Source organism: Amycolatopsis sp. NPDC005232 (assembly GCF_040607795.1).
Lineage (GTDB): Bacteria > Actinomycetota > Actinomycetes > Mycobacteriales > Pseudonocardiaceae > Amycolatopsis.
The window spans coordinates 157742-170527 of sequence record NZ_JBEXHL010000015.1; the positions used below are offsets into that span (position 1 = coordinate 157742).

The 12786-nt window shown below is 71.3% G+C and carries 14 protein-coding genes; 6 read left to right on the forward strand and 8 right to left on the reverse strand.

The window, feature by feature from the left end; all coding sequences use genetic code 11:
• Positions 1-109: 109 nt before the first annotated feature.
• From katG to ABZU76_RS27620, 5 genes are all read right to left on the reverse strand, one after another.
• Entirely contained in the window at positions 110-2344 is a 2235-nt protein-coding gene (katG, locus tag ABZU76_RS27600; protein ID WP_354874515.1) for a catalase/peroxidase HPI, read from the reverse strand.
• Positions 2337-2792 (reverse strand): Fur family transcriptional regulator, encoded by a 456-nt coding sequence (locus ABZU76_RS27605; RefSeq protein ID WP_354874517.1) that lies wholly within the window; start codon positions 2790-2792, stop codon positions 2337-2339. Before ABZU76_RS27605 ends, katG begins: the two co-directional genes overlap by 8 nt.
• Positions 2793-3031: 239 nt before the next feature.
• Positions 3032-3769, reverse strand: coding sequence for a TetR family transcriptional regulator (locus ABZU76_RS27610; protein WP_354874519.1), 738 nt, complete (start codon positions 3767-3769; stop codon positions 3032-3034).
• Positions 3770-3809: 40 nt separating this feature from the next.
• Positions 3810-4601, reverse strand: a complete 792-nt coding sequence (locus ABZU76_RS27615) for a class I SAM-dependent methyltransferase (protein ID WP_354874521.1) — start codon at positions 4599-4601, stop codon at positions 3810-3812.
• Between the two features lie 76 nt (positions 4602-4677).
• Positions 4678-5409: a GON domain-containing protein gene (locus tag ABZU76_RS27620; protein WP_354874523.1), complete on the reverse strand. Its 732-nt coding sequence runs from the start codon at positions 5407-5409 to the stop codon at positions 4678-4680.
• 410 nt (positions 5410-5819) lie between these two features.
• Here ABZU76_RS27620 and ABZU76_RS27625 point away from each other — a divergent pair, with 410 nt between their 5' ends.
• The 4 genes from ABZU76_RS27625 to ABZU76_RS27640 are packed head-to-tail and all read left to right on the forward strand — an operon-like array spanning position 5820 to position 8478.
• Complete coding sequence (locus ABZU76_RS27625) at positions 5820-7220, forward strand: fatty acid desaturase (protein ID WP_354874525.1); 1401 nt, start codon at positions 5820-5822, stop codon at positions 7218-7220.
• The gene (locus tag ABZU76_RS27630) at positions 7220-7411 is read left to right on the forward strand and encodes a ferredoxin (protein WP_220239385.1); all 192 of its coding nucleotides are present in this window, start codon (positions 7220-7222) and stop codon (positions 7409-7411) included. Before ABZU76_RS27625 ends, ABZU76_RS27630 begins: the two co-directional genes overlap by 1 nt.
• 46 nt (positions 7412-7457) lie before the next feature.
• Positions 7458-8087 carry a TetR family transcriptional regulator gene (locus tag ABZU76_RS27635; protein ID WP_354874527.1) on the forward strand — a complete coding sequence of 210 codons (630 nt, stop codon included), beginning with the start codon at positions 7458-7460 and terminating at the stop codon, positions 8085-8087.
• Between the two features lie 25 nt (positions 8088-8112).
• Complete coding sequence (locus ABZU76_RS27640; RefSeq protein WP_220239383.1) at positions 8113-8478, forward strand: RNA-binding S4 domain-containing protein; 366 nt, start codon at positions 8113-8115, stop codon at positions 8476-8478.
• Position 8479: 1 nt separating this feature from the next.
• Here ABZU76_RS27640 and bla (ABZU76_RS27645) read toward each other — a convergent pair whose 3' ends face one another.
• From bla (ABZU76_RS27645) to bla (ABZU76_RS27655), 3 genes are read right to left on the reverse strand one after another with little or no spacing between them, the layout of a single operon-like run.
• Entirely contained in the window at positions 8480-9370 is an 891-nt protein-coding gene (gene bla, locus ABZU76_RS27645; RefSeq protein ID WP_354874529.1) for a class A beta-lactamase, read from the reverse strand.
• Positions 9371-9399: 29 nt separating this feature from the next.
• On the reverse strand, positions 9400-9987 hold the full coding sequence (locus tag ABZU76_RS27650; RefSeq protein ID WP_354874531.1) for a D-alanyl-D-alanine carboxypeptidase family protein: 588 nt from the start codon (positions 9985-9987) through the stop codon (positions 9400-9402).
• Positions 9984-10889, reverse strand: a complete 906-nt coding sequence (bla, locus tag ABZU76_RS27655) for a class A beta-lactamase (RefSeq protein ID WP_354874533.1) — start codon at positions 10887-10889, stop codon at positions 9984-9986. Before bla (ABZU76_RS27655) ends, ABZU76_RS27650 begins: the two co-directional genes overlap by 4 nt.
• A gap of 102 nt (positions 10890-10991) precedes the next feature.
• Between bla (ABZU76_RS27655) and ABZU76_RS27660 the strand changes: the two genes are divergently transcribed.
• The gene (locus ABZU76_RS27660; protein WP_354874535.1) at positions 10992-11885 is read left to right on the forward strand and encodes a LysR family transcriptional regulator; all 894 of its coding nucleotides are present in this window, start codon (positions 10992-10994) and stop codon (positions 11883-11885) included.
• On the forward strand, positions 11882-12784 hold the full coding sequence (locus ABZU76_RS27665; protein ID WP_354874537.1) for a serine hydrolase: 903 nt from the start codon (positions 11882-11884) through the stop codon (positions 12782-12784). Before ABZU76_RS27660 ends, ABZU76_RS27665 begins: the two co-directional genes overlap by 4 nt.
• The last annotated feature ends 2 nt before the right edge of the window (positions 12785-12786 follow it).

The following is a 12786-nucleotide window of genomic DNA, read 5'->3' on the forward strand; positions in this document are numbered from 1 at the left end:
CCGCGACCTGCGGTTCGGCGGTTTTCCGGGCACGAGAAAGGGGGCGGAGACCGCAGTCCCCGCCCCCTTCTCCGACGTCACCGGGAGCCCGAGGGCCCCCACGTCACGCTCAGACCAGGTCGTACCGGTCCAGCATCATGACCTTGTCCCACGCGGCCACGAAGTCCTTCACGAACTTCGCCTTGGCGTCGTCCGCGGCGTAGACCTCGGCGACGGCCCGCAGCTCCGAGTTCGACCCGAAGAGCAGGTCGACGCGGCTGCCGGTCCACTTGACCTCGCCGGTGGCGCGGTCGCGGCCCTCGAAGGCCTCGCCGTCCTCCGACACCGTCTTCCACTCCACGCCCATGTCGAGCAGGTTGGCGAAGAAGTCGTTGGTCAGCGCACCCGGCGTCGAGGTGAGCACGCCCTGCTTCGACGCCTGGTAGTTGGCGTCGAGCACGCGCAGGCCACCCACGAGCACGGTCATCTCGGGCGCGCTCAGGTCGAGCAGGTTCGCGCGGTCGAGGAGCAGGTACTCGCTCGGCAGGCGGTTGCCCTTGCCGCGGTAGTTGCGGAAGCCGTCGGCCTTCGGCTCGAGCGGCACGAACGACTCGACGTCGGTCTGCTCCGCCGTCGCGTCCGTGCGGCCCGGGGTGAACGGCACGGTGATCTCGACGCCCGCGTCCTTCGCGGCCTTCTCGACACCCGCGGCGCCGCCCAGCACGATCAGGTCGGCCAGGGAGATCTTCTTGCCACCCGACTGGGCGCCGTTGAAGGCCTCCTGGACACCCTCGAGCGTGGTCAGCACCTGCGCGAGCTCGTCCGGGTTGTTGACCTCCCAGCCGCGCTGCGGCTCGAGGCGCAGGCGGGCACCGTTCGCGCCGCCGCGCTTGTCACCGATGCGGAACGTCGAGGCCGACGCCCACGCGGTGGAGACAAGCTGCGCGACGGTGAGGCCCGAGTCGAGCAGCTTGGCCTTGAGGTCCGCGACGTCGGCGGCGCTGACCAGCTCGTGGTCCACGGCCGGCACGCGGTCCTGCCAGATGAGGGCCTCGTCCGGGACCAGCGCGCCGAGGTAGCGCTGGACCGGACCCATGTCGCGGTGGGTCAGCTTGTACCAGGCGCGGGCGAAGGTGTCCGCGAACTCCTGCGGGTTCTCGTAGAAGCGGCGCGAGATCGGCTCGTAGATCGGGTCGAAGCGCAGCGCGAGGTCCGCGGTCAGCATGCCGGGCGCGCGGTTGAGCTCACCGGTCTCGGGGTCCGGCACGGTGTTCGCGGCCGCGTTGTTCGCCGGCTTCCACTGGTTCGCGCCACCGGGGCCGGTTTCGAGCTCCCATTCGTAGGTGAACAGGTTGTGGAAGAACCAGTTGCTCCACTTGGTCGGCGTCGGGGTCCAAGTGATCTCGATGCCGCTGGTGATCGCGTCGCGGCCCTTGCCCGAGCCGAAGCTGTTCTTCCAGCCCAGGCCCTGCTCCTCGAGCGGCGCGCCCTCGGGCTCGGCGCTGACGAATTCGTCGGCGTCGGAGGCACCGTGGGTCTTGCCGAAGGTGTGACCACCGGCGATCAGGGCGACGGTCTCTTCGTCGTTCATCGCCATGCGGCGGAAGGTCTCGCGGATGTCGCGGCCCGAGGCCACCGGGTCCGGGTTCCCGTTCGGGCCTTCGGGGTTGACGTAGATCAGGCCCATCTGCACGGCGGCCAGCGGCGCCTCGAGCTCGCGGTCACCGGTGTAGCGCTCGTCGCCCAGCCAGGTGCGCTCCGGGCCCCAGTACACGTCCTGGTCGGGCTCGTACACGTCGGCGCGGCCACCGGCGAAGCCGAAGGTCTTGAAGCCCATGGTCTCCAGGGCGCGGTTGCCCGTGAAGATCATGAGGTCGGCCCACGAGATCTTCTTGCCGTACTTCTTCTTCACCGGCCACAGCAGACGGCGGGCCTTGTCCAGGTTGCCGTTGTCCGGCCAGCTGTTCAGCGGCGCGAAGCGCTGCATGCCGGCGCCCGCGCCGCCGCGGCCGTCCTCGATGCGGTAGGTGCCGGCACTGTGCCACGCCATGCGGATCATGAAGCCGCCGTAGTGGCCGAAGTCCGCGGGCCACCAGTCCTGCGAGGTGGTCAGGACCGCGTCGACGTCGCGCGCCAGCTCGTCGAGGTCGACGGTCTGGAACTCCTTGCCGTAGTCGAAGTCCTCGTCCATGGGGTTCGCCACGGCCGAGTGCTTCCGGAGGATCGAGAGGTTCAGCTGGTTCGGCCACCAGTCACGGTTGCTGCCGCCCTCGGTGGGGTGCGCGAAGCGCCCCGTGTGGACGGGGCACCCGCCCGCGCTCTCCACGTTCATCTCGCCGACTTCGGCGTTGGGGGTGTCAGACACGGGAATCCTTCCGGGAATCAGTGTGGGTAACGGTGTTGCAGTCGGGGCACAGGCCCCAGTAGACGACCTCGGCCTCGTCGATGACGAAACCGTGGTCGTCGGACGCGGTCAGGCAGGGCGCGGCGCCGACCGCGCAGTCGACATCGGCGATCGCACCGCACGACCGGCACACGACGTGGTGGTGGTTGTCCCCCACCCGTGCCTCGTACCGCGCGACCGAGCCCTCGGGCTCGATCCGCCGCACGAGACCCGCGGAGGTCAGGGCGCCCAGGACGTCGTAGACGGCCTGGTGGGACACCTCGCCGAGATCCGCGCGCACGGCACCGATGAGCGACGCGGTGTCGGCGTGGGGATGATCGTGCACCGCGGACAACACCGCCATCCGAGGACGCGTCACCCGCAGAGCCGCTCCGCGAAGCATGCGCTCGAAGTCCGAAGTCGTTGGCACGCCTGGCAGTGTGCCGCAGCTTCTGGAATCAATCAAGAATGACTCGCCGTCGTGAACCTACCGGATGACCCGCTCTCACCGTCACACGCTGCGGGGTCGCCGTAAATTTACAGTCACAGAAACTTCACGCGAACCCCGGGTGAGCGTGGGGGTTTCCGCCGTTGGCGCCCACTCTGGACGTTCAGGTGCCGCACTCGCACGGCGCGAGGTCTGTGCCAGTTTCGTACTCGCCGGGCGGTTCAGACGTCCTTCGAGGTGTCCTTCACCGCCGGACGCCGCGGGCGCGCGAAGCTGCCGAGGCCCGACTCCAGCAGCCGGGCGGCGCGGAGCACGTCGGTGGTCACGGCGCCGCGGATCCGTGCCGGCGTGCGACTCGCGTCGACGTGCTTGGCGAGGCTGCCGAACTGCACGCGCCACAGCCCGACGAGCGCCGTCGCGGCGAGCTGCGGCTCCGGGTCGGCTGTGGCCAGGCCCGCGCGCACGGCCAGCAGCTGCGCGGCGCCGTCGGCGAGCTCGTCGAGCAGGTCACGCTGGTAGGCGGCCAGCGCCGGCGTGGAGCGGACCAGCTCGCCGTAGCGGCGGAACCCCGCTCTCGCGGCGCGGCGGTCGTGCTGGTCGGCGAGCCAGCCGGTGACCGCGGCCAGCTCGCCGGCGAGGATGCGCAGCACGGCCTCGACGGGCGTGCGGGCCGGGTCGCCGAGCTCGGCGCGCAGTGCGGCGAGGGTCGCGTCGGGCCGGTCGAGGATGAGGGATTCCTTGGCCGGGAAGTAGTTGAAGACGGTCTTCTCCGACACGCCACAGGCCTGCGCGACGTCGGCGACGCGCACGGTGTCGAAGCCGCGCGCCAGGAAGAGTTCCGTGGCGGTGTTGACGAGCAGGCGGCGCGTCTCGCGCTTCTTGCGCTCGCGCAGGCCCTCCGCGGGAGCCTCGTCCCGCGGGGTCCGCAACGCCGCCCAGTCGACTCGCCGTCCGCCCACGAAACCGAGAATAGCTTGAGAAAACGGGATTTCCCGCGAGTCAGCGGTGCGGCACGCTGCCCCGCACGGCCCACGCCCGCGCGGTGAGGGTGATCGTGCCGTCGGCGGCGATCGGCAGCCGGGCGCGCAGCAGGTCGCGCAAGGCCCGGCGGTGGTGTTCGGGCAGCCGCACGGCGTAGGCGGGCGCCGGGCCCTGCCCGCCGAGGAACGGCAGCCAGTAGTCGTCGAAGCCGGCGAACGCGGTGCGCACACCGACCGCGCGCACCACCACGCCGCCCAGGCCCGCGTCCGTCCACAGTCGACTCAGCGGATCCGGTCGGCACAACGGAAAGCGGCGACCTTCGTCGAGGTCCGCAACCACCGGGTCGAGCTCGGCCGCGGCGTCCCAGAACCAGCGCATCAGCTCCATGCCCTCGGCGTAGTCCCACACGTACGCGGCCACCACTCCCCCGGGCTTCACGGCCCGGACCCACTCGGCGACCGCCCGGTGCGGGTCGGGCACGAAGTTGAGCGCCAGCCCGCTCACGGCGGCGTCGAACGCGTCGCCGGCCACGGGCAGCGCCTGCGCGTCGCCGACCACGAAGCTCGCCCGCCGGTCGGCGGCCAGGCGGCGGGCGTGGGCCACGAACGGAGCGGCCTGGTCGACGCCGAGGACGCCGGCGGGATCGGCCGTGGCCAGCACCGCCGATGTCAGCGCGCCGGTGCCGCAGCCGACGTCGAGCCAGCGCGCCCCGGGCGGCACGACCGTGCCGTCGAGGAAGGCCGCGGCGACGCGGCGGCTCCACCGGCCGACGTACCGCTCGTAGGCCTCTCCCGACGACCAGTCGCTCATCGTCCGAACCTACGCCGCCGGGCGGGCACCCGCGCCCGGGCGAACCGCGTGGCACGGCCCGCCCGGGTCGGCGGGCTCAGGTGAGGTTCACGCACGCCCGGCCGAGCAGCACGTCGACCAGCGTGTGGGGGCCGCACGCGAGCTGGAGGTGGAAGTCGGGAACGGTGGGGTTGACGGGGTTGTAGATGGCGGGCGCCGGAGTGATCGAGCCGCAGTAGCCGCCACCCGCGAGGTCGGCGCTGCGTCCGTCGGCGCCGAGTGTGGCGCCGCCCTGCGGGACGAACCCGCCGACGACCCACGTGGCGGCCAGCACGAAGGCTGTGCCGCCGAGGTCGACCCGGCCGACACCACTGGCCGCGTGGTCACACGACCCGGCCACCGCGTAAGGCATGGACTCGATGACGAAGGGCCCCGGCTGCACGGCAGATCCGGTGCTGGTGGCGAACGTGACGTCGTTGATGTCGACCAGCAGGGTCGCCGGGTCGATCCGCACCCGGGTGAACGTGGTGCGGACATTCGTGCCCAGTGTCACGCCACCGACTGTGTATTGCGAGAAGTTGGGGGCGGTGAGCGTGATGTATTCCCGCGGCGTGCCGGCCATGTCGTGACAATAGACGGGAACGAGGTGGGATCCGGTGTTCAGCACATAGTTCCCGTCGCCCGCGATCGGCAGCAGGGCACGGATCGCGGCACAACTGCTCGTGCCGGCAGCCGCCGGCGGTTGAGCCGCCGGCCGCGCCGACGCAGGCGTCACGGCAAACCCGGTGAGAACCAGAACTGCAACCGCGACAACAATTCTTCGGAACATGAAACCTCATTCCCTCGAGGAGGTGGCTGAATGATTAGACGGCGAGAAATCGAATCGGGCGATAGACCATGCGGGTCACTCGCGAAGAGGCCGAGCCACCACCGAAGCCGAATTACGACATTCGAGAACCGGACTGACGCGTTCGGAGGCAATTCACCGGAACCACGCGGCGAAATACTCGCGAATGAGCACTCAGCCCAGGTGCACCGGAACGGGCCGCGAAGAATTTCACTTCGAACGGATGACGGGTCGCAGTGAACGCGGTACACCCGAGGCGGACAGGGCGGTCACAACCCGGCAGCAGGCCGCGCTCGCGGCTTTACATTTCGATTCAACTTGTCAAGCTAGGTGTACATCACCTACCGTCTTGTCCACCACGTCGGACAGCGTCGTTGACGGAGGAGGACGAGATGAGCGAAGTCGCGGGGACGGTGCCCGCCGGTTCGACCGAGTCGTGGACGGACCGCAAGCGGTACCTGTGGCTGATCGGGCTCGTGGTGCCCTCACTCGCGTTCGTGGCGATCGGGCTGCACGCGGCCACCGGCTGGGGCGTGTGGTTCTGGATCGGGCCGATCGTGATCCTCGTGATCGTGCCCGTGATCGACCTCGTCGCGGGGCTCGACCGCAGCAACCCGCCCGACGACGTGCTCGAACGGCTGGAAAACGACCGCTACTACCGCTGGATCACCTACCTCTTCCTGCCGATCCAGTACGTCGGGTTCGTGGCGGCGTTCTGGCTGATCGGGCGCGGCGACCTCAGCGTGGTGGACAAGATCGGGCTGGCCGCGTCCATCGGGTGCATCGGCGGGATCGGCATCAACACCGCCCACGAGCTGGGGCACAAGAAGGAGAGCCACGAGCGCTGGCTGTCGAAGATCGCGCTGGCGCAGAGCTTCTACGGCCACTTCTACATCGAGCACAACCGCGGCCACCACGTCCGCGTGGCCACGCCCGAGGACCCCGCTTCGAGCCGCGTCGGCGAGAGCTTCTACCGCTTCTGGCCGCGTACGGTCGGCGGCTCGCTGAAGTCGGCGTGGCGGCTGGAGCGCAAGCGCTACGCCCGGCGTGCGAAGCACCCGTTCCGGATCGGCAACGACGTGCTCAACGCGTGGCTGATGTCGGCCGTGCTGTGGGCGGCGATGCTGGTGTGGCTCGGGGTCGGGATCCTGCCGTACCTGGCGATCCAGGCCGTGGTGGGCTTCTCGCTGCTGGAAGTCGTGAACTACATGGAGCACTACGGGATGCTGCGCCGGCGCGTGGGCCCGCCGGATCGCCGCCGCCACGAGCGCGTGGACCCGAGCCACAGCTGGAACTCCAACAACATCGCGACCAACGTGCTGCTCTACCACCTGCAGCGCCACAGCGACCACCACGCCAACCCCACGCGCCGCTACCAAACGCTGCGGGACTTCGCCGAATCGCCGGTACTGCCCACCGGGTACGCCGGGATGATCGTGCTGGCGCTGGTGCCGCCGCTGTGGCGGCGGGTGATGGACCCGCGCGTGCTGGCCCACTTCGACGGCGACATCTCCCGCGCCAACATCCGGCCGCGCAAACGCGGCAAGGTCCTGGCCCGGTACGGCACCCGCGTGACGGCCGAGCAGCCGATCACCGTCGACACCCGCGGCGACGCGGCCGAGGGCGGGATGTGCCCCGGGTGCGGCTACGTCTACGACGAACAGCGCGGCGATCCGCGCGAGGGTTTTCCGGCCGGCACGCCGTGGTCGGCGATCCCGGACTCGTGGTGCTGCCCCGACTGCGGCGTGCGCGAGAAGGTCGATTTCGTGGCTCCAGGAAGGGTGGGTGCGTGATGCGGATCGAGGCGAACCGCGAGCTGTGCGCGGGGTTCGGCATGTGCGAGGCGATGGCGCCGGACTTCTTCGAGGTCGGTGACGACGGCACGGTCGTGCTTCTGGAGGAGAGCCCTGCCGAGCAGCACCGCCTGGACGTGACGGCCGCGGCCGACGCGTGCCCGGTGCTCGCGCTGAAGGTGCGGGACTGAGGATGCGTTCTCCAGCTCGCCGGGACCACACGGGAGGCGGCCTAGGATGACGATCATGAGCGGGGCACTCCGGGCCGCACCGCCCGAGGGCGGCCAGCACCGGCAGCCGATCGTCACCGCGGCCATCGAGCTGACCGCGAGCGAGGGCTGGTCGGCGGTCACCATGGCGCGGCTGGCCGAGGCCGCGGGCGTGAGCCGCCAGACCGTGTACAACGAGATCGGCTCCAAGGCCGCGCTGGCCGAGGTGATGATCTCCCACGAGCTGGCCCGCTTCCTCGCCGTGGTGCGCACCGCGTTCGACCGGCACCCCGACGACCTGGTCGAGGCGATCTACGAGGCCATCCGCGCCGTGCTCGACCTCGCCGACGACAACACGCTGCTGCGCGCCATCGCGTCGGCGACCCACGGCACGGACACGGAACTGCTGCCCCTGCTCACCACGCGTGCGAGCTCGCTGCTCACCGAGGCGAAGACGATGCTGGTCGAGCGCGTGCGCACGTACGGGCCGCCGCTGGACGACGAGCAGATCACCGTGGTGATCGACCTCGTGGTGCGCACCGTGCTCAGCCACGTGATGCAGCCGTCCGACACGCCCGCCCGCACGGCCGACGCGCTGGCCTGGGTGGTCGGGCGCGTGCTGGGCACGTCGGCGGCGCGGCCTATGCGCCGCGGCTGACCCGCGACTGGGGCATGATGGACCCGTGGAGTCGACCAGGGTGGACCGCTGGCTGTGGGCCGTACGGCTGGCGAAAACGCGCTCGGACGCGGCCGCCGCGTGCCGGGGCGGGCACGTGCGCGTGAACGACCGCCCGGCCAAACCCGCCACCACCGTGGTCCCCGGCGACGAGGTCCGCGCCCGCATCGGCCAGACCACCCGCGTCGTCGAGGTCGTCCAGGTCATCCAGAAACGCGTCGGCGCGCCCGAAGCCGCGAAGTGCATCATCGACCGCACACCGAAGCCGCCCCCGGAGGCCGCGATCCCGGTGGCGCACCGCGAGCGCGGCGCGGGCCGTCCGACGAAACGGGAACGCCGGGTGCTCGACGACTTCCGCTCGCGCTGGAGCTGAGTCAGCGCAGCGTAGAGGCGACGTACTTCGCGGCTTCGGCGATCAGGGCGTACCGGGGTTCGTCGTCGTAGGCCGTGCGGTCCGACATGATCGCGAAGACCAGTGGGGCTGCGCCCGGTGGCCTGAGGACGGCGACGTCGTTGACCCGGCCGTAGTCGCCGTGACCGGTTTTGCCGATCACGCGCCATTCGGCGGGCACGCCCGCGCGGATGGCCTGCGCGCCCGTGGTGCTGCGGATCAGCCAGTCCTCGACGAGCGCGCGCTTGGTGGCGGGGAGCGCGTTGCCGAGCACGATCGTTCGATGGTCGGCGGCCAGCGCCCGCGGGGTGGTGGTGTCACGCGGGTCGTCGAGGGGATCGCGGTTGAGGTCGGGCTCGTACTGGTCCATGCGGCTGGTGGCGTCACCCAGGCCACGCAGGTACGCGGTGAGCCCGGCCGGCCCGCCGGCGTCGCGCATGAGCAGGTTGCCGGCCGTCCCGTCGCTGTACCGGATCGCGGCGTCGCACAGCTGCCGCACGCTCATCCCGGTGCCGGCGTGCTCCTGGGTGATCGGAGAGACGGAGTTGACGTCGGCTTGGGTGTAGTGGATTTGTGTGTCCAGGTAGGACAGTGGGTGATTTTGCAGCACGGCGGCGACCGCGAAGGTCTTGAAGGTGGAGCAGAAGGCGAATCTCTCGTCTGCCCGGTAGTCCAAGGTGGCTCCACTGCCGGTGGCGAGTGCGTGGATACCCAGGCGGGCGCTGTACTTGCGTTCGAGCGCTTCGAGCGGCGCGGTTGATGGTGGGGTTGTTGTCGTTTTCGGTGGTGGTGCGGGGCTCGGTGGTGGGACCGGGTTCACGCACCCGGCGATCGGTGCCGCGAGCACTCCGGCGAGAAGGGTCCGCCTGGTCATGCGACGTCGGTCCGCCACGGGAGTTCCTCTCATGTTTCCGCTTCCGCCAAGGAAAACCCTGGGTGCGGGACTCGGCGTGGGCGGCCTTCGGGGTGGTATTCGAAGTGCCACCATTCGTTGTCGTAGACGCGGTACAAGTGGTGGGCCGCGCCGTGGAGTTCGAGCCAGTGGGCGCCGTCGCGGGGGCGGATGTCGAGGGCGGTGCCGGTGACGTGGCGGGAGTTCGCCGGGGGCAGGGCGCGCCTGCGGGCCCGGGCCACCGAGCCGGTGCGGCGGACCTCCGCGGTGAAGAGGCGGTCCTGGGTACCGGCGTCGCGGTGGCCGGAGGTGAGGCCGAGGAGGGTGCCGTGGCGCCAGAGGGCCTTGGTGCGGGCCGCGACGAAAGCCGCGTGGGTGCCGGTCGACAGGCCGGTGAGGTCCTCGGACGGGAAGCGGACCCTGAGCGCCCAGGAGCAGGCGACGGATCGCCCGAGGCCCGGAGCCACCAGGGAGGCCAGTGGCCACAACACGAAGGCGAGCAGACGGGTGATCACGCGGTAGCCGACGTCGCGCCGCCGGCCCGCGTGGTCCGAAGTGGACAGGCAAAGCCGCATGACTCCCCCAGGAGAACGTCTCATCCCAGCGCCTTCACCGCGGCCGCCGCGGCGCGGGCGACGAGGGCGTCGTCCGTGGGGGCGTCGGCGGCGGGGCGGTCGGAGAACACCACGAACACGATCGGCGCGCGGCCCGGAGGCCAGGCGATCGCGATGTCGTTGCGGGTGCCGTGGTCGGCGGTGCCGGATTTGTCGGCGACCTGCCAGCCGGCGGGGACGCCCGCACGGACGAGGTGGGTGCCGGTGGTGCTGGCGCGCATGGTGTTCGTCAGAACGGTGCGCAGGGGCGCGGACAGGGTGTCGCCGAGGACCACCGTGCGCAGCGACCGGGCCCAGGCGCGCGGGGTGGTCGTGTCGCGCAGGTCGCCGGGGGCGGTTTCGTTGAGCGTGGGTTCGATGCGGTCGACGTGGGTGGTGGTGTCGCCGATCGAGCGCAGCCACGTGCTCAGCGCGGCCGGCCCGCCGAGCTCGCGGAAGAGCATGTTGCCGCCGGTGTTGTCGCTGTAGCGCAGGGCGGCGTCCATGATCGCGCTCAGCGTCATGCCGGCGCCCGCGTGTTTCTGGGTGATCGGCGAGTCCGCGACGACGTCTGCCGGGCCGTACTTGATCACGCGGTCGAGCCCCGCCATCCCCACCTTCTGCAGCACGGCCGCGGCACTGAACACCTTGTGCGTCGACGCGTAGGCGAAGCGCTCGTCGGCGCGGTAGGCGACTTCGTGGCCCGAGCCGGTATCCACGACGTACACGCCGAGCCGGGCGCCGAAAGACCGCTCGAGGTCTTCGAAGTCGTGGTTCGAGACCGTCGGCGAAGCGGAGGTGGCGGGCGGTGCGGCGGGCGGCAGAGCCTGCGAGGCCGGCGGCGCGCCACATCCCGCCAACGCCACCACAGCCACTGCCGCCACCGCCACCGCAGACTTGCTGAACACCGGATTCCCCCTTTGGAAGTGATCGACATCCGCAGTCTCACCAAGGCCGCTCATGCTGTCCAAGACAGAAGTGGCCACTTCCATGCGCGATGGGCATACAGTGTGGTCGTGGACCTGATCGGAAGCTGCCGCGCGTTCGTCGGTGTGAGCGAAACCGGGAGCTTCACGGCCGGGGCGGCGGTGGCCGGCATCCCCCAGCCCGTGGCGAGCCGCCGGATCGCCGCGCTCGAACGCCACCTCGGCGAGCGCCTCTTCGACCGCGCGACGCGGCGGGCCCAGCTAACGCCCTTCGGCCGCGACATGCTGCCGTCCGCGCGGCGCCTCGTCCACCTGGCCGACGCCATGGAGCACGACGCCAAGCGCGCCAAACTGCGTCCCCTGCGTCTCGCCGTGCCCGGCACCTGCCCGACCCGCGACCTCGCCGAGCTCGACGCCGAGGCCCGCGCGCTCGGCATCTTCCTCGAGTTCCGCCCGGCGCCGCCCGGCGAGCGCGCCGAGCTCGTGCGCACGCAGGAGGTGCGCGCCGCCCTCGTCGCCGTGCCCGAGACCGAATCCGTGTGGACGGTGCCGCTCGGCGTCGCCGCCACGGACCGTCAGAAGCTGCCACCCGTGGTCCACCTCGAGACGCTGCGCGCCGGGCGCGCCACGAATGCCGAGCGCCGCCGCGTGTGGATCCAGCCCGAGGACGACGTGCCCCACATCCGCGACCGCGTGTTCCGCGTCCGCGACGCCGTGGGACTGCGACCCGCACAGGTCTCGGTCGCCGATTCCCTGACGGCCGCCGCGGCCGCCGTCTACGGTTCCGCCGACCTGCTCCTGTGCTCCCCCACGCAGGCCACCGAGCTCGGCCTGGGCTGGCGCCCCCTGGGCGACGGCCCCCTCGCCCGCGGCTTCGACGTCGCCGCCGCCCTCGGCGAAGACGCCCACCACCTGCGCACCCGCCTGCGCCCCGGCATCGCCCGCTGCCTCGGCGCCCCCGACCAGGAGAACGTGTGAACACCGAATCCCTGCTCCGTGACCTCCGCGAGGACCTCGACGACGGCGGCCTGCGCGGTTCGTTCCTCGTCCGCGACCTCAACACCGGCCAGGAGCTCGGCCTCGACGCGGACCTGGAGTTCCCCAGCGCCTCGCTGGTCAAGGTGCCGCTCGCCGCGGCGACGTTGGAGCGCATCCGGCGAGGTGAGCTCGACGGCGCGACACAGCTGGAGGTCGAGCCCGGGCGGGTCACCACGGCCGGGCCGGCCGGGCTGGCGCGCTTCCGCCACCCGGCGCACGTGGCGATCGACGATCTGCTCTACCTCAGCGTGGCGGTCAGCGACGGCACCGCGGCCGACGCGTTGTTCGAGCTCACGCCGCCGGCCGAGGTCACGCGGATGCTGCGCGAGTGGGGCATCGACGGCGTCTCCGTGCGGCACCCGACGGCGGAGCTGGCCGACACCCCCGCGGAACGGTTCGAGCCGGGCGAGGTGCACCTCGCGCACGCGCTGGCCATTCGCGCGGGCACGGCCGGGCGGGGCCACCCGGTGTCGCAGCTGGACGTCAGCCGGGCCAGTGCCGGTTCGGCGCGGGCATACGTCGCGCTGCTGGAGGCGTTGTGGCGGCCGTCCAAAGTAGACACCGAGGTGGCGGCGCGCACGCGGGACCTCATGGCCCACAACCTGCTGCGCCAGCGGCTCACGCCGGATTTCGCGTCCGACTCGACGAAGTGGTCGGCCAAGACCGGCACGCTGCTGAACCTGCGGCACGAGGTCGGCGTGGCCGAGCACGCCGACGGGCAGGTGTTCGCGGTCGCCGCGCTCACCGAGTCGCGGGTGCCGGCGGCGATCCAGCCCGAGGCGGAGATCCTGATGGCCCGGGTCGCCCGCACGATGCGGGACCACCTGCGGTCACGCTGAAA

Coding starts and splice junctions, on each gene's coding strand:
- ABZU76_RS27615 (WP_354874521.1), bottom strand. CDS start 4,601: ATGAGCGACTGGTCGTCGGGAGAGGCCTACGAGCGGTACGTCGGCCGG.
- ABZU76_RS27620 (WP_354874523.1), bottom strand. CDS start 5,409: ATGTTCCGAAGAATTGTTGTCGCGGTTGCAGTTCTGGTTCTCACCGGG.
- ABZU76_RS27625 (WP_354874525.1), top strand. CDS start 5,820: ATGAGCGAAGTCGCGGGGACGGTGCCCGCCGGTTCGACCGAGTCGTGG.
- ABZU76_RS27630 (WP_220239385.1), top strand. CDS start 7,220: ATGCGGATCGAGGCGAACCGCGAGCTGTGCGCGGGGTTCGGCATGTGC.
- ABZU76_RS27635 (WP_354874527.1), top strand. CDS start 7,458: ATGACGATCATGAGCGGGGCACTCCGGGCCGCACCGCCCGAGGGCGGC.
- bla (WP_354874529.1), bottom strand. CDS start 9,370: ATGACCAGGCGGACCCTTCTCGCCGGAGTGCTCGCGGCACCGATCGCC.
- ABZU76_RS27650 (WP_354874531.1), bottom strand. CDS start 9,987: ATGAGACGTTCTCCTGGGGGAGTCATGCGGCTTTGCCTGTCCACTTCG.